The sequence below is a fragment of the Pinisolibacter aquiterrae genome (assembly GCF_019160155.1).
GTDB lineage: Bacteria > Pseudomonadota > Alphaproteobacteria > Rhizobiales > Ancalomicrobiaceae > Pinisolibacter > Pinisolibacter aquiterrae.
On the sequence record NZ_JAFNIH010000058.1, the window covers coordinates 19374 to 34331 of the forward strand.

Annotated in this window: 12 protein-coding genes; 5 read left to right on the forward strand and 7 right to left on the reverse strand. The window is 70.0% G+C overall.

All coding sequences use genetic code 11. The features are described from left to right. Positions 1 to 16 precede the first annotated feature (16 nt). Complete coding sequence (locus J3S89_RS21060; RefSeq protein WP_217931177.1) at positions 17 to 1984, forward strand: 3-hydroxyacyl-CoA dehydrogenase NAD-binding domain-containing protein; 1968 nt, start codon at positions 17 to 19, stop codon at positions 1982 to 1984. A gap of 104 nt (positions 1985 to 2088) precedes the next feature. Here the strand turns inward: J3S89_RS21060 and J3S89_RS21065 are convergent, their stop codons facing one another. Both J3S89_RS21065 and J3S89_RS21070 read right to left on the reverse strand, forming a co-directional pair. Further along, positions 2089 to 2898: an adenine nucleotide alpha hydrolase family protein gene (locus J3S89_RS21065; protein ID WP_217931179.1), complete on the reverse strand. Its 810-nt coding sequence runs from the start codon at positions 2896 to 2898 to the stop codon at positions 2089 to 2091. A 165-nt stretch (positions 2899 to 3063) separates the two neighbouring features. After that, the gene (locus tag J3S89_RS21070; protein ID WP_217931181.1) at positions 3064 to 3612 is read right to left on the reverse strand and encodes a MarR family winged helix-turn-helix transcriptional regulator; all 549 of its coding nucleotides are present in this window, start codon (positions 3610 to 3612) and stop codon (positions 3064 to 3066) included. Between the two features lie 202 nt (positions 3613 to 3814). Here J3S89_RS21070 and J3S89_RS21075 point away from each other — a divergent pair, with 202 nt between their 5' ends. From J3S89_RS21075 to J3S89_RS21090, 4 genes are read left to right on the forward strand one after another with little or no spacing between them, the layout of a single operon-like run. Next, the gene (locus J3S89_RS21075) at positions 3815 to 4855 is read left to right on the forward strand and encodes a branched-chain amino acid ABC transporter permease (protein WP_217931182.1); all 1041 of its coding nucleotides are present in this window, start codon (positions 3815 to 3817) and stop codon (positions 4853 to 4855) included. Between the two features lie 4 nt (positions 4856 to 4859). Next, positions 4860 to 6629 (forward strand): branched-chain amino acid ABC transporter ATP-binding protein/permease, encoded by a 1770-nt coding sequence (locus J3S89_RS21080; RefSeq protein ID WP_217931184.1) that lies wholly within the window; start codon positions 4860 to 4862, stop codon positions 6627 to 6629. Further along, positions 6626 to 7342, forward strand: a complete 717-nt coding sequence (locus J3S89_RS21085) for an ABC transporter ATP-binding protein (RefSeq protein WP_217931186.1) — start codon at positions 6626 to 6628, stop codon at positions 7340 to 7342. Before J3S89_RS21080 ends, J3S89_RS21085 begins: the two co-directional genes overlap by 4 nt. 16 nt (positions 7343 to 7358) lie before the next feature. Then, the gene (locus J3S89_RS21090) at positions 7359 to 9092 is read left to right on the forward strand and encodes an acyl-CoA dehydrogenase family protein (RefSeq protein ID WP_217931188.1); all 1734 of its coding nucleotides are present in this window, start codon (positions 7359 to 7361) and stop codon (positions 9090 to 9092) included. A 169-nt stretch (positions 9093 to 9261) separates the two neighbouring features. Here the strand turns inward: J3S89_RS21090 and J3S89_RS21095 are convergent, their stop codons facing one another. From J3S89_RS21095 to J3S89_RS21115, 5 genes are all read right to left on the reverse strand, one after another. Continuing rightward, a complete protein-coding gene (locus tag J3S89_RS21095) occupies positions 9262 to 10416 on the reverse strand; it encodes an ABC transporter substrate-binding protein (protein ID WP_217931196.1) in 1155 nt (384 codons plus the stop codon). 106 nt (positions 10417 to 10522) lie between these two features. Then, positions 10523 to 10957 carry an acyl-CoA thioesterase gene (locus tag J3S89_RS21100; RefSeq protein ID WP_217931208.1) on the reverse strand — a complete coding sequence of 145 codons (435 nt, stop codon included), beginning with the start codon at positions 10955 to 10957 and terminating at the stop codon, positions 10523 to 10525. 7 nt (positions 10958 to 10964) lie between these two features. Beyond that, a complete protein-coding gene (locus J3S89_RS21105) occupies positions 10965 to 11726 on the reverse strand; it encodes an SDR family NAD(P)-dependent oxidoreductase (protein ID WP_217931210.1) in 762 nt (253 codons plus the stop codon). Continuing rightward, a complete protein-coding gene (locus J3S89_RS21110; RefSeq protein ID WP_217931212.1) occupies positions 11723 to 12988 on the reverse strand; it encodes a thiolase family protein in 1266 nt (421 codons plus the stop codon). The genes J3S89_RS21105 and J3S89_RS21110 overlap by 4 nt, the downstream gene beginning before the upstream one ends. A 12-nt stretch (positions 12989 to 13000) precedes the next feature. Next, positions 13001 to 14854: a feruloyl-CoA synthase gene (locus tag J3S89_RS21115; protein ID WP_217931214.1), complete on the reverse strand. Its 1854-nt coding sequence runs from the start codon at positions 14852 to 14854 to the stop codon at positions 13001 to 13003. Between the last annotated feature and the right edge of the window lie 104 nt (positions 14855 to 14958).

The window sequence follows — 14958 nt, forward strand, 5'->3', positions numbered from 1 at the left end:
GTCCCGAGAGTCCGTCATGAGCGAAGCCTCCCCCGTGGTCACCTGGGAGATCCGTGATCGGGTCGCCCTGATCGGCATCGACCACCCCCCCGTCAACGCCGCCTCGCAGGCCGTGCGCGCCGGGCTCCTCGCCGCGATCGAGCGCGCCGGCGGCGATCCCGCCGTCGACGCGGTGGTGATCTTCGGCCACGGCCGCACCTTCGTCGCCGGCGCCGACATCCGCGAATTCGGCAAGCCCCCGGCGAGCCCGATCCTGTTCGAGGTGTGTCTGGCGATCGAGGACTGTCCGAAGCCCGTGGTCGCCGCCGTCCACGGCACGGCGCTCGGGGGCGGCTGCGAACTCGCGCTCGCCGCCCATGCCCGCGTCGCCGCGAAGGACGCGAAGTTCGGTCAGCCGGAAGTGAACCTCGGCATCGTCCCCGGCGGCGGCGGCACCCAGCGCCTGCCGCGCCTCGTCGGCATGCTCCGGGCGATCGAGATGAACGCCACCGGCAAGCCGATCGGCGCGGTCGAGGCCGCCGGCCTCGGTCTCGTCGACAGCCTCGCCGACGGCGATCTCGTCGCGGCCGCCGCCCGCCATGCCCGCGGTCTCGCCGGCCTCCCGCCGCGCAAGACTCGCGACGTCGCCATCCCCGCCTTCGACCGCGCCGACGCCGAGGCCGCGATCGCGGGCGTCGAGAGACGCGCGCGGGGTCAGATCTCGCCCGGCGAGGCGGCGCGGATGACGCTGAAGGCCGCCGATCTGCCCTTCATGGAGGGTCAGGCGGCCGAACGCGAGGTCTTCCTGCGCCTCGTCGCCTCCGATCAGGCGGCGGCGCTGCGCCACGTCTTCTTCGCCGAGCGCGAGGTCGCCAAGGTGGCGAAGACCGAGGGCGTCGCGGCGCGGCCGATTTCCCGCGTCGGTGTCGTCGGGGCCGGGACCATGGGCGCCGGCATCGCCGTCGCCTTCGTCGAGGCCGGATACGCCGTCACCGTGATCGAGACCACCGACGCCGCGCTCGACGCCGGACGCGGCCGCATCGACGGAACCTGGGCCCGCTCGGTCGCCTCGGGACGCCTCGGCGAGGCCGACAAGGCGGCGCGGCTCGACGGTATCCGCTTCTCCACCGACCTCGGCGTCCTCGCCGACGCCGATCTGGTGGTCGAGGCGGTCTTCGATGACGCGGAGGTGAAGCGCGGTCTCTTCGCCCGGCTCTCGGCGGTGGTCGGCCCCGATTGCGTGCTCGCCACCAACACCAGCTACCTCGATCCGAACGATCTCGCGACGGTCGTCGTGAACCCCGGCCGCTTCGTCGGGCTGCACTTCTTCTCGCCCGCCAACGTCATGCGTCTGGTCGAGGTGGTCGACTGCGCCGCGACCAGCCCCGAGACGCTCGCCACCGCGCTCGCCGTGACGAAGAAGCTGAGGAAGCTCGCGGTGGTGACCGGGGTCTGCGAGGGTTTCGTCGGCAATCGCATCTGGGCGGTGTTCCGCCGCGAATGCGAGTTCATGCTGGAGGACGGGGCGCTCCCCCACGAGATCGATGCGGCGATGGAGAGCTTCGGCCTCGCCATGGGCCCCTTCGCGGTGTTCGATCTCTCCGGCCTCGACATCGCCTGGAGCCTTCGCAAGCGCAAGGCCGCGACCCGCGATCCGAACGAGCGCTACGTCGCCATCGCCGACCGGCTCTGCGAGATGGGCCGCTTCGGCCGCAAGACCGGCGCCGGCTGGTACGCCTATCCCGACGGCAAGAAGACCGTCGATCGGCAGGTGATCGCGATCGTCGAGGAGGAATCGGCGAAGAAGGGCATCGCCCGCCGGCCGTTCTCGCCCAGCGAGATCGTCGATCGGCTCGTCGCCGTGATGGGACGGGAAGGCGAGGCGATCCTGGCCGAAGGCATCGCCGCGCGCGCCTCCGACATCGATCTCGTGTTCGTCAACGGTTACGGCTGGCCGCCGCGTCTCGGCGGGCCGATGTTCCAGGCGGCGCTGCGGCGCGGCTGAGGCGTCCCTCTCCCGGGGGCGCCCGCCGCCCCGACGCCCGAGAAACGAAGAAGGGCCGGATCTCGCGAGAGATCCGGCCCTTTCGATTCGGCTGTCGTCCGCGCTCAGTGCGAGAACAGCACCGGCAGCGTCATGTGGCGCAGGATGTAGCGGGTGCCCGAGCCGCGTCCGAGGAAGGCGAAACCGGCCCCGTCGAAGGCCCCGATCGCCATCAGGTCGGCGGAATGGTCGGCCGCCTGATTGAGCAGCGTGTCCATCAGCTTGACGTCCTCGACCACCACCGACTGGAAGCGCGCGGCGATGCCGTGGGTGGCGAGATCGGCGAGCACGAGATCGGCGAATTCGTCGATCGCCTCGCCCGGCCGTCCGGCCTCCACCACCAGCGCCTCGGCGCCCGCCGCCACCAGCGGCAGGGCGTCGTGCATCGCGCGCGCCGCGCCCCGCGAACGGTGCCAGGCGAACAGCGGACGCCGGCCGAGGTCCTCGTAGGTGCCGGCATAGGGAACGACCAGCACCGGCCGGCCGCTCTCCTGGATGATCTGCTCGAGGAGATCCGGCGGAACCCGGCTGCCCTCCTCGGTCTGGCCGAGGATCACCAGATCGAAGGTGCGGACGTAATCGGTGGTGCGGGCGAGAATCTCCTGCTCGCCGCCGCGATTGACGTCGACGAAGACGGCGCGTTCGCCGAGATCCCGGGTCGCGGCCTCGAAGACGGCGCGCGCCGCGGCGACCGCCGCGACATGCTCCGCCGAGGGCCAGCTCGCCACCACGCCGACCCGATGGGCACTGGACGTTTCGGCGAAGAGCCCGGTCAGACGGGCGCCGTCACGGGCGGCGAGACGGACGGCGATCGCCAGACGCGCCGCCGTGCGCGCTCCGGTATCGAGATGGACGACGATGTTCGCGAGAGCCATGGTCGTTGCGTTCCTTTCCCTGTCGGCCTGTTCTTGTCGGCCGTTCGTTCGATGCTGAGACGATCGGATCGTCAGTGTCTCCGATCGATGAACCGCGCGTCACGGGTCCCATGTTCATTATTCGAACAACGACCGAATTTCCAATGTTCGTCGAAAGATGACGTCTCACCCGGCGGCGGTCAGGCGCTTCGCCAGCGCGACCAGCGCCTCGCGTCCGCCGGGGCCGAGAATCGCGCCGAGATCGGCTTCTTGGCGGGCCTGTTCGGCCTTGGCCGCGTCGAGGAGCCGCCGCCCGGCCTCGGTCAACATGACCGCATGGCTGCGCCGATCGGTGGTCGAGCGGGTGCGCTCGGCGAGCCCCCGCCGCTCGAGCTCGTCGAGCATGGCGACGAAATTGGGACGCTGAATGCCGAGCGCCGCCGCGATTTCCGACTGTTTGCGGCCGGGATTGTCGCCGATCACCAGGAGCACGGAATATTGCGCCGGCTTGAGGTCGAAGGGCGCGAAACGGCGGATGAAGTCCTCGAACACCATCATCTGCGCCCGCCGCAGCGTATAGCCGACGACGCCGGTCAGACCCGAGAGATCGAGCGCGCCGCCGCTCTCGCCGGCTTCCTCGATTTCGTCGATCGTCCGCCGTCGCGCCGGACGCCGCCCCCGGCGCGGCTCCGCCCTGGTCTCGATCGCATCCTCGACGTCGTCACCCACATCCATTGTTCGCCCCTCGGACGGATCGCCCGGTCCCACCACCGTGATCGCAGCTTGCTCTTATATCCGATAATTGTTATGACATATATCAAATAAAACCAAAATGCCGGGAGGGGCGTCACGTCCCCTGAAATCTTCGAATTCGTCGCGCCGCCCACCTCGGGCGATCGCGATCCCGTGCGAGGAGACCACGAGAGGGGCGACGACCGTGGACGGCACGATTCTGCTCTTTCTGCTCCAGGACGGTATCACGAACGGGGCGATCTATGCCCTACTCGGGATCGCCTTGGTCCTGGTGTTCGCCGTCACCCGGGTGATCTTCATCCCCCAGGGTGAACTCGTGGCCTTCGGGGCCCTCACCTATGCCTTGCTCGAGGCCGGAAAGGTGCCCGGCACGGTCTGGCTCCTGGCCGGTTTCGGGCTCCTCGCCTTCGTCTTCGACGTGGTCGCGGCCGCGCGCGAGAGGGCGCTCGCCCGGCGTCTTGCCAAGGCGGTGCTGATCGATCTGGCGATCCCCGGCGCGCTCGTCGCCGCGACCCTGGCGGTCGCCGGACGCGAACTCGGCTCCGGCGCCCATTTCGCCCTGACGCTCGCGCTCATCACCCCGCTCGGGCCGCTGCTCTACCGGGTCGCCTTCCAACCGATCGCCGGCGCATCGATCCTCACACTGATGATCACCGCGGTCGGCGTCCATCTGGCGCTGGTCGGCCTCGGGCTGGTGTTCTTCGGCGCGGAGGGTCTGCGCGCGCCGGCCGTGTCGGATCTGATGGTGACGATCGGCCCGATGCTGGTCACCGGCCAGAGCCTCGCGGTCTATGCGGTGGCGACGGTGGCGATCGTCGCCCTGTGGCTCTTCTTCGACCGCGCGCTCTGGGGCAAGGCGCTGCGCGCCACCGCCGTCAACCGGCTCGGCGCCCGTCTGGTCGGCATCCGCACCGGCTTCGCCGGCTCGCTCGCCTTCGCGCTCGCCGCCCTGGTCGCCGCGCTCTCCGGCGTGCTGATCGCGCCGATGACCACGATCTACTACGACACCGGGTTCCTGATCGGCCTCAAGGGCTTCGTCGCCGCGATCATCGCGGGGCTGGCGAGCTATCCCCTGACCGCGCTGGCGGCGCTCGGCGTCGGCATCGTCGAGGCGCTCGCCTCCTTCTTCGCTTCGGACATGAAGGAGATCATCGTCTTCATGCTGATCATCCCGGTTCTGCTGTGGCGCTCGCTGAAGCACACCCACGTCGAGGAAGAGGATTGATCCGATGAATCCGCGTCGCGCTTTTCTCCTTCTCGTCGTCGTCCTCGTGCTGGTGCCGCTGGTGCCCGGGGTGCCGATCTTCTGGATCACGCTGCTCGGCAACGTCGGCCTCGCCGCCCTGGTCGCCATGGGTCTGGTGCTGCTCACCGGCGTCGGCGGCATGACCTCCTTCGGCCAGGCCGCCTTCTGCGGCTTCGGCGCCTATGCCACGGCGGTCCTCACCACGGCCTGGGGCTGGTCGCCCTGGGCGGCGCTGCCGGTCTCGCTCGCCGTCTCCGGCGGCGCGGCGGTGGTGCTGGGGCTCATCACGGTGCGGCTCTCCGGCCATTTCCTGCCGCTCGGCACCATGGCCTGGGGCCTCTCGCTCTATTACCTCTTCGGCAAGCTCGACCTGCTCGGCCGTCACGACGGTCTCTCCGGCATCCCGCCGCTCGAGATCGCCGGCCACGCCCTGACCGATCCGCGCGCCGTCCACTACGTGATCTGGATCGCCGTGATCGCCGCCGGCGTGCTCACCACCCATCTCCTCGACAGCCGCATCGGCCGGGCGATCCGGGCGTTGCGCAAGGGCCAGATCGCCGCCGAGGCCTTCGGCATCGACGCCGCCCGCACCAAACTGATCGTCTTCGTCTGGGCGGCGCTTCTCGCCGGCCTCTCCGGCTGGCTCTACGCCCATGTCCAGCGCACCGTCACCCCGGCCCCCTTCGGGCTCAATGCCGGCATCGAATATCTGTTCATGGCGGTGGTCGGCGGTTCCGGTCAGATCTGGGGGGCGATCGTCGGCGCCGGCCTCGTGACGCTGATGAAGGAGGCGCTCCAGCGCATCGTCCCGGCCCTCTTCGGCAATGCGATGCAGCTCGAGGGCGTGGTCTTCGGCATCGTGCTGGTGGCGCTGCTCCAGGTCGCGCGCGAGGGCCTCTGGCCCCATCTCGCCCGCTTCGTCCCCGGCCGCCCGCGCACCGCCCCGGCCGAGGCCGCTCCGCTCGCCCGCCGCATGCTCGGCGCCGGCGACACCTCCCGTCCGCTCCTGGTGCTCGAGGCGGCACGCAAGCAGTTCGGCGGCCTGATCGCCGTCAACGACGTGTCCTTCAAGGTCGGTCGCGGCGAGATCGTCGCGTTGATCGGCCCCAACGGCGCCGGCAAGAGCACGACCTTCAACCTGATCACCGGCGTCGCCTCGCTGACCTCGGGCACCGTCAAGTTCGACGGCGCCGTGATCTCCGGCACCAGCCCCCAGGTGATCGCCGGTCGCGGCGTCGCCCGCACCTTCCAGCACGTCAAGCTCGAACCCGAGATGACCGTGCTCGAGAACGTCGCCATGGGCGCCCATCTGCGCGGCCGCTCCGGCGTCCTCGCCTCGATGCTGCGCCTCGACCGTCGCGACGAAGGCCGGATCCTCAAGGAGGCCGCCACCCAGATCGAGCGCGTCGGCCTGACCGAGCACATGACCAAACCGGCCGGCTCGCTGGCGCTGGGTCAGCAGCGCGTCGTCGAGATCGCCCGGGCGCTCGCGATGGATCCCGAGCTCTTGCTCCTCGACGAGCCGGCGGCGGGTCTGCGCCACTTCGAGAAGGAGGCGCTCGCCGATCTCCTGAAGCGGCTGCGCGCCGAGGGCATGAGCGTGCTCCTGGTCGAACACGACATGGGCTTCGTGATGGGCATCACCGACCACATCGTGGTGCTCGACTTCGGCACCAAGATCGCGGAGGGCCCGCCCGAGACCATCAAGACCCACCCGGCGGTGCTGGAAGCCTATCTCGGAGGTGCGGCATGAGCGAACCCCTTCTCGAAATCGCCTCCGTCGCCGTCGCCTACGGCAAGGTGCGCGCGGTGCGCGGCGTCTCCCTGAGCGTCGGCGGCGGCGAGATCGTCACCGTGATCGGCGCCAACGGCGCCGGCAAGTCGACGCTGCTCAACGCCACCATGGGCGCGTTGCCCTTGGCCGAGGGTGCGATCCGCTTCGCAGGCCACGACGTCGGCCGCCTCGGTGTCGAGGAGCGTGTCGCCCTCGGCCTCTGCCTGGTGCCCGAACGGCGCGAGCTCTTCTCCACCATGACGGTCGAGGACAATCTGGTGCTCGGCGGCTTCCGCGTGCCGCGCGCCGTCGCCCGCGACACGATGGCGGAGGTCTACGACCGCTTCCCGCGCCTCAAGGAGCGCCGCGACCAGCTCGCCGGCACCATGTCCGGCGGCGAACGCCAGATGCTCGCCATGGGCCGCGCCCTGATGAGCCGGCCGAAGCTCCTGATGCTCGACGAGCCGAGCCTCGGCCTCGCCCCGCGCATCGTCGCCGACATCTTCCGCATCGTCGCCGACCTGCGCGCGAGCGGCGTCTCGATCCTCCTGGTCGAGCAGAATGCCCGCGCCGCGTTGGCGGCCGCCGACCACGCCCACGTCATGGAACTCGGCGAGGCGATCGTCTCCGGCCCCGCCGCCGAGCTCGCCCGCGACGACCGCATCATCCGCAGCTATCTCGGCTTCCACTGAGCCGGGGAGGACCGCCATGTCTTACCGCCCGCCGATCGACGATATCCTCTTCACCCTGACCGAGATCGCCGTCCCCCCCGGCGGCGCCCCGCCGATGGAGCGCGACGACCTCGTCGCGATCCTCGATGAGGCGGGCAAATTCTGTGAGGAACGCGTCGATCCGCTCGACCGCACCTCCGACACCGTCGGCGCCGCCTGGGCCGATGGCATCGTCACCTGTCCGCCCGGCTTCCGCGAGGCCTATGCCGATTGGGCGGCGGCCGGCTGGAACGCCGTCTCGCAGCCGGAAGCCTTCGGCGGCTCCGGCCTGCCGACGGCGGTCGGCACCGCCTCGATGGAGATGCTGACGTCGGCCTGCATGGCGCTCTCGACCCTGCCGGTGCTCTCTCAAGGCGCGGCCGACGCGATCCACGCCCACGCCTCCGAGGCCTTGAAGGCGAAATACCTCGAAAAACTCGTCTCGGGCGAATGGACCGGGACGATGAATCTGACCGAGCCGCACGCCGGCTCCGACGTCGGCCTCCTGCGCACCAGGGCGGTGCCCGTCGGCGACGGCACCTATCGGATCACCGGCTCGAAGATCTTCATCACCTTCGGCGAGCACGATCTGGCCGAGAACATCATCCATCTGGTGCTCGCGCGGCTTCCCGACGCGCCAGCGGGCGTCAAGGGCATCTCGCTCTTCCTGGTGCCGAAGTTCTTCGTCGCCGACGACGGCTCGCTCGGTGAACCCAACGACGTCGTCTGCGCCTCGATCGAGCACAAGCTCGGCATCAAGGGTTCGCCCACCTGCACCATGGTCTATGGCGATCAGGGCGGGGCGATCGGCTGGCTGGTCGGCGAGGAGAACAAGGGCCTCGCCTGCATGTTCACCATGATGAACAAGGCCCGCCTCGCCACCGGCCTTCAGGGTGTGGCGATCGCCGAAAAGGCGACGCAGAAGGCGGTCGCCTACGCGCTCGAGCGCCGCCAGGGCCGCGCCGAGGGCTTTCCCGCGCCGGCGCCGATCGCCGCCCACCCGGACGTCGCCCGGACGCTTTCCCGCATGCGGGCGCTGACCGCCGCCGCCCGCGCCATCGCCTACGCCGCCGCCTCGGCGATCGACACCGCCGAGACCGGCGAAAGCGCCGAGATCCGCGCCGCCGCCGAACTGCGCGCGGGCCTTCTGACCCCGATCGTCAAGGCCTTCTCCACCGACGTCGGCTGCGAGGTCGCCTCGCTCGGCGTGCAGATCCACGGCGGCATGGGTTTCGTCGAGGAGACCGGCGCCGCCCAGCTCTTCCGGGACATCCGCATCGCCCCGATCTACGAGGGCACCAACGCGATCCAGGCGATCGATCTCGTCACCCGCAAGATCGGCCGCGACGGCGGCGCCGATGTCGCCCGTCTGATCGCGGAATGCCGCGCCGACGTCGAGACCGCCCGTGCCATTCTCGGCCCGTCGGCCGTCCGTCTCGACGCCGCGATCGACGCACTCGAAATCGCGAACACCCATCTCCTCGCGCCCGCGACCGGCGAGGCCGCGCGCCTCCTCGTCGCCTCGACCCACCTGCGCCTCTTCGGCCTCACGCTCGGCGGTGCTCTGCTCGCCCGTGGCGCGGCGCGGGCCGGGAACGCCGAGTCCCGCTGGTCGCGCCTCGCCCGAGTCTTCGCCGAGGATCTGGCGGTCGAGGCGGAGAGCCTGCTCGCGCAGATCACGTCGGGGAATCGCGATCTCGACGATTATCGGGCGCTCGCCGGTCTCGGCTGATGGCCGCTCGTGATCGTGTCTTGCTTCCGAGGCCCGGCGCTCGCGCCGGGCCTTTCGCATTCCGTCGCGGTGGGGCGCGACGAAAAACCCCGCGCCGGACGCGCCGACGCGGGGAGATCGAGGTGGTCTTTCGGGAGGGTCCGCCGCTCCGAGGAGCGGCGGGAGGGGGTCACTTCACGATCGCCCAATCGCCGTTCTTGACGGTGATCAGGATGCGGCCGCGATCGTCGACGCCGTAGTGGTTCGAGGCCGACCAGTTGTAGACCGCCTGAGACGCGGCCAGTTCCTTCTCGCTCTCGGCGGCGAGGCGCAGCGCCTCGCGGAACTCCTGGGTGCCGGGCTTGGCGGACTTCAACGCGACGGGCACGATCCGCTTCAGGATCTCGAACGTGTCGTACATGTGCGCGCCGAACTGGGTGACGGTTCCGGCGCCGAACTTGGCCTCGTAGGCGGTGGTGTAGGCGACGCCCGGCTTCTTGGTGAGCTGGTGGTCGTCCTGGGCGGCGGCGGCGACCACCGGGCCGGAGGTGAAGATCACGCCCTCGGCCGCCTTGCCGGCGATGCCGATGAAGGCGTGGGTGACGGCGCCGTGGGTCTGGTAGATCGGCCCGGTCCAGCCGCGCTCGCGCAGCGCGATCACCGGCAGCGCGGCGGCGGTGCCCGAGGCGCCGACCAGCACCGCGTCGGGACGCGCCGCCACCAGCTTCAGCACCTGACCGGCGACGGAGGTGTCGGCGCGAGCGTAGCGTTCGTCGGCCACCATCTTGAGGCCCATCGGCTCGGCCGAGGCCTTGAATTCCTTGACCCAGAGATCGCCCCAGCTGTCGGAGAAGCCGATGATGCCGACGGTCTTGACGCCCTTGGCCTTCATGTTCTCGAAGAGACCCTTGGCCATCAGCGGCACCGGCTGCGGCATCACGAAGGTCCACTTCTCGCGGCCGGGCTGGAACGGCATCGGCGACAGCGCGAAATGCGGCACGGCGGCCTCGAAGGCGACGTTGGCGACCGCCATGGTCGCCGGCGTCACCGCCGAGCCGATCAGGATGTCGACCTTGTCCTGGGTGGCGAGGCGGCGGGCATTGGTGGTGGCGTTGGTCGGATCGCCGGCGTCGTCGAGCTGGATCACCTCGAGCTTGGCGCCGCCGATCTCCTTCGGGACGATGTCGAGCGTGTTCTTCTCGGGAATGCCGAGGGCCGCGCCCTGGCCGGTGGTGGAGATCGAGACGCCGATCTTGATGGTGGGTTCCTCGGCGAAGGCCGACCCTTGCGCCAGGCCGACGGCGAAGACCGCGCCCATCAGGGCACGCCGGGTGAATTGCGACATGGGATTGCTCTCCTCTCGTGGGCTTCCTCGGTGGCGCCCGCATCTCTCGCGCGGGTCGCCGCCCCGACCGTCGCTTCGGACGGTCGGAGGGTTTCGAAGCACCGCCTCAGGCGGCCGACAGTCGCCGGATCACCTCGTCGGGGATCGGCTTCGATTTCATCTTCTTCGGATCGTCGGGATGACGGCCGACCCAGACGCGCACCTCGTGCGCCTCGATCGCGACGATCTCGCCGCCGTCCGGGCCGGGCTTGAGGACGCGGTGGGCGATCTTGAAGCTCGACCGGCTGAATTCGGAGACCTGCGTCTCCACGACGATGTCGTCGCCGAAGGTCGAGGGCACCAGGAATTTCGCCCCGGTGTCGACCATCGGATAGCCGACGATGTCGAATTCGGCGATCAGATCGCGCTTCTTCCACCCGGCGGCCTCGAAGAGGTGATGGGTGGAACTGTCGAAGATCGCGAAATAGTTCGGGTAGAAGACGATGCCGGCGGCATCGCAGTCGGCCCATTCGATCCGGACGGTGCGGCGATTGACGAGCATGGGGGCCTCAGCGCGGCTGCATGCGAAGGGCGCCGTCGAGACGGACCACCTCGCCGTTGAGGAAGGCGTTCTCGGTCATGTGGACCGCGAGGCCGGCGAATTCGGACGGGTTCCCGAGCCGGGCCGGGAAGGGGATCGACTTGCCCAGAGAGATCCGCGCCTCCTCCGGCAGACCGAGCAGCAGCGGCGTCAGGAAGAGGCCCGGCGCGATCGCGTTGACGCGAATGCCGAACTGCGCCATCTCGCGCGCGATCGGCAGGGTCATCGCGACGATGCCGCCCTTGGAGGCGGAATAGGCGGCCTGCCCGATCTGCCCCTCGTAAGCGGCGATCGAGGCGGTGTTGATCACCACCCCGCGCTCGCCGCCGTCGAGCGGCTCGAGCTTCGCCATCGCCGCGGTCGCGAGCCGCAGCATGTTGAACGAGCCGAGGAGATTGACCCGGATCACCGTCTCGAAGTCGGCGAGCGCCTGCGGCCCCTCCTTGCCGAGAACCCGCTTGGCGATGCCGATTCCGGCGCAGTTGACCAGGATCCGCGCCGCGCCGATCTCGCTCTCGATCCGGGCGAAGGCGGCTTCCGCCGCGCCCGCGTCGGCGACGTCGAGCGCCACCGCGAGACCGCCGATCGCCGCCGCCACTTCGCCGGAGGACGCTTCGTTGCGATCGACCACGGCGACTCTCGCGCCCTTGGCCGCCAAGGCCTCCGCCGTCGCCCGGCCGAGCCCCGAACCACCCCCGGTGACGATCGCCGTCACGCCTTCGATCTTCATGCGACGCCTCCTCGGACGGCTTGCGGGTTTTCGACCAGCATGGCGATGCCCTGACCGCCGCCGATGCAGGCCGAGGCGATGCCGTACCTGAGGCCCCGCCGCTTCAATTCGCGCGAGACGGTGAGCGTGAGCCGCACGCCCGTAGCCCCGAGCGGATGGCCGATGGCGATGGCGCCGCCGTTGACGTCGAGCTTTTCCTCGTCGAGGCCGAGCTCGCGGGCGCACGCCATGATCTGGGCGCCGAAGGCCTCGTTGATCTCGATCCGGTCGACGTCGGCGACGGCGATGCCGGCCTTCTCGCAGACCGCGCGGATCGCCGGCACCGGGCCGATGCCCATGAACTCCGGCGGCACGCCGACCGAGGCGCAGGCGACGATCCGGGCGAGCGGGGTCTTGGCGTTCGCCGTCACCCAGGCTCGGGAAGCGAGCACCACGGCGGCGGCGCCGTCGACCACGGCGGACGAGTTGCCGCCCGTCTGCACCCCGCCGAAGGCCGGGCGGATCTTGGCGAGCGCCTCGATCGGCGAGGGGCGCACATGGCTGTCCTCGCGCACCACGTCGCCCTTCTTCGGCAGCTTGATCGCGCGGGTATTGTAGCCCTCGAGCTCGAAGGTCTCGTCCGAGACGGCCACGATCTCCTCGTCGAAGAACCCGTCGGCGCGGGCGGCGAGCGCGCGCTCGAACGACCGCGCGGCGAAGGCGTCGACCTCCTCGCGGCTGATGCCGTACTTCTTCGCCAGGTTCTCCGCCGTGCCGCCCATGGTGGTCGAGCAGGACGTGTCGAGCAGGCTCTCCCAAAGGAAGTCCTTGAACTCGATCTGGCCCAGGCGGAAGCCGGAGCGATGGGTATAGGCCGCGACCGGGTTGCGGCTCATCGATTCCGCCCCGACCGCCAGCGCCACCTCCGCCCGGCCGAGCGCGATCGCATCCGCCGCCTGAGAGATCACCTCGACGCCGGTACCGCAGATCCGCTGCACCAGATGGGCGGGCACCTCGACCGGCACGCCGCAATAGAGGCCGACGTGGCGCGGCAGGAAATAGGCGTCGAAACTGGCTTGCGCCATGTTGCCGGCGACCACCGTGCCGATCGTCTTCGGATCGACGCCGGCGCGGGCGATCGCCGTACGTCCCGCCTTGATGCCGAGATCGGTCGGCGACACGGTCGAGAGCGCGCCGTTGTAGTCGCAGAAGGGGGTGCGGGCGCCGTCGACCAGGAAGACGTCGTCGAAGGTGAGCGCCACGGCGCCGGGAACATGCGTCATGGGGAAGTCTCCTCAGAGGCGGACGACGTGGGGGCCGGCGTCGGGCGCATAGAGTGCCTCGATGTCGGGGGCCCGATTGGCGAGGACGGCGCGCTGGTTGAGCGAGCCCTTGTCGGTCGCCTCGCCGAGGTCGATCGACGGCGGCGTCGCCAGGAGCGCGATGCGGGCGACCCGGGCCGACGACCCCGTCGCGGTCCGCGCCACCGCCGCCAGCCGTTCCTGGAAGGCGTCCTTGACCGTCTGGTCGCAGACCACCTCCTCGAACGGCGTCTCGGGGGGAAGATGCGGCGCCAGCCGGCGCGTCGCCTCCTCGTCCGGGAACACCAGCATGCCCACGTCGTCGCGGTCGTGCCCGGTGACGGCGGCGTCCTTGATCAGGGGATCGAAGGCGCCGACGAACTCGGTCCGGAGCGGTCCGACGCTGACCCAGGTGCCGGTGGCGAGCTTGAAGTCTTCCGCCACGCGGCCGTCGAACTCGAAGCCGGCGGCGAAATTGTTGGGCTCGGCGAGCCGCAGCGCGTCGCCCATCAGATAGAAGCCCTCGTCGTCGAAGACGCCCTGGGTGAGATCGGGCCGGCGCCAGTAGCCGGGCGTGATGTTGGGGCCGCGCAGGCGCGCCTCGAGCTTGCCGGCGTTGGGGACGAGCTTCAGCTCGACGCCCTTGTGCGGCACGCCGACGATGCCGGGACGATCGGCATCGCGCACGCCGATGAGGGCGCCCGGCGCGGTCTCGGTCGAGCCGAGCGAGGTGGTGAAGGCGATCGGCCGGCCGATCGTCTCGATCGAGAGCTGGCGATAGGCGTCCCAGATCGGCTTGGAGAGGCCGGCGCCCGCGTAGAAGAGGAGCTTCAGCCGCGAGAAGAACTGCCGGCGCAGATCCTCGTCGGCCTGGAGATGCGGCAGCAGCGCCTCGAAGCCCTTGGGGACGTTGAAATAGATCGTCGGGGCGATCTCGCGCAGATTGGCGATGGTCTGGGCGATGCCCGCCGGCACCGGCTTGCCCTCGTCGATGTAGAGGGTGCCGCCGTTGTAGAGGGCGATGCCGAAATTGTGATTGGAGCCGAAGGTGTGCGCCCACGGCAGCCAGTCGACCAGCACCGGCGGCTCGTCCTTGAGGAAGGCGAGCGCCTCGGCGAGCTGGGCCTGATTGGCGCAGATCATCCGCTGGGTGTTGGTGACGGCCTTGGGATAGCCGGTCGAGCCCGAGGTCAACAGGAACTTGGCGATCGTGTCGGGGCCGACGATCGAGCGGGCCGAGACCACGGCGGAGGAGATCGGCCGGTCGAGCAGGCTCTGGAACGGCGTCGCGCCGAGTTCGGCGGCGGTGTCGTCGGAGACGCAGATCTCGATGCCGCGTTCCTTCACCTTCTTCAGCGCCCGGCCGAAGGTCTTGCCGTCGGCGGCGAAGACGAGACGCGGCGTCAAGAGATCGAGCGCATAGGTGAGCTTGCCGAGATCCTGCGAGATGGTCGAATAGGCGGTCGACATCGGGCAGGTCGGAACCCCGACGGCCATGCCGGCGAGCGACATCAGCGCGTGATCGATGCCGTTGCCGGAGAGGATCAGCACCGGCTCTTCTTCCGAGAGATCGCGGGCGAGGAGCGCCGCGCCGATGTGCAGGATCTGCTCGAAGGCGGCGCCGTAGGTCAGCTCGCGCCAGGCGCCCGTCTTGGTCCGCTCCGCCAGGAACACCCGGTTCGGGGTGACCTTGGCCCAATGCTCGAGCCGGTCGACCAGCGAGGCCGAATAATGTGGCAAGGGCTTCGCCGAGCGCACGACGATGACGCCGTCGGGGCGGCTCTCGACCACCGGATCGAGTTTGCCGAAGAGGCGCAGCGGCGCGGTCGCCGGAATGGTGGCGTGCATGATCTCCCTCCCCGGGTCGCCCGCCGATTTCGCGGGTCGACCCTCGTTTCCTCGTCCCGCGACGGGGACGCTCGGCGGCCGGTTCGCCCGGCTCGTCTCGAATG

What these genes read in the sequence shown, in the direction of transcription:
- J3S89_RS21060 (WP_217931177.1), top strand. Translation starts at nt 17, where the DNA reads ATGAGCGAAGCCTCCCCCGTGGTCACCTGGGAGATCCGTGATCGGGTC.
- J3S89_RS21065 (WP_217931179.1), bottom strand. Translation starts at nt 2,898, where the DNA reads ATGGCTCTCGCGAACATCGTCGTCCATCTCGATACCGGAGCGCGCACG.
- J3S89_RS21070 (WP_217931181.1), bottom strand. Translation starts at nt 3,612, where the DNA reads ATGGATGTGGGTGACGACGTCGAGGATGCGATCGAGACCAGGGCGGAG.
- J3S89_RS21080 (WP_217931184.1), top strand. Translation starts at nt 4,860, where the DNA reads ATGAATCCGCGTCGCGCTTTTCTCCTTCTCGTCGTCGTCCTCGTGCTG.
- J3S89_RS21085 (WP_217931186.1), top strand. Translation starts at nt 6,626, where the DNA reads ATGAGCGAACCCCTTCTCGAAATCGCCTCCGTCGCCGTCGCCTACGGC.
- J3S89_RS21090 (WP_217931188.1), top strand. Translation starts at nt 7,359, where the DNA reads ATGTCTTACCGCCCGCCGATCGACGATATCCTCTTCACCCTGACCGAG.
- J3S89_RS21095 (WP_217931196.1), bottom strand. Translation starts at nt 10,416, where the DNA reads ATGTCGCAATTCACCCGGCGTGCCCTGATGGGCGCGGTCTTCGCCGTC.
- J3S89_RS21100 (WP_217931208.1), bottom strand. Translation starts at nt 10,957, where the DNA reads ATGCTCGTCAATCGCCGCACCGTCCGGATCGAATGGGCCGACTGCGAT.
- J3S89_RS21105 (WP_217931210.1), bottom strand. Translation starts at nt 11,726, where the DNA reads ATGAAGATCGAAGGCGTGACGGCGATCGTCACCGGGGGTGGTTCGGGG.
- J3S89_RS21110 (WP_217931212.1), bottom strand. Translation starts at nt 12,988, where the DNA reads ATGACGCATGTTCCCGGCGCCGTGGCGCTCACCTTCGACGACGTCTTC.
- J3S89_RS21115 (WP_217931214.1), bottom strand. Translation starts at nt 14,854, where the DNA reads ATGCACGCCACCATTCCGGCGACCGCGCCGCTGCGCCTCTTCGGCAAA.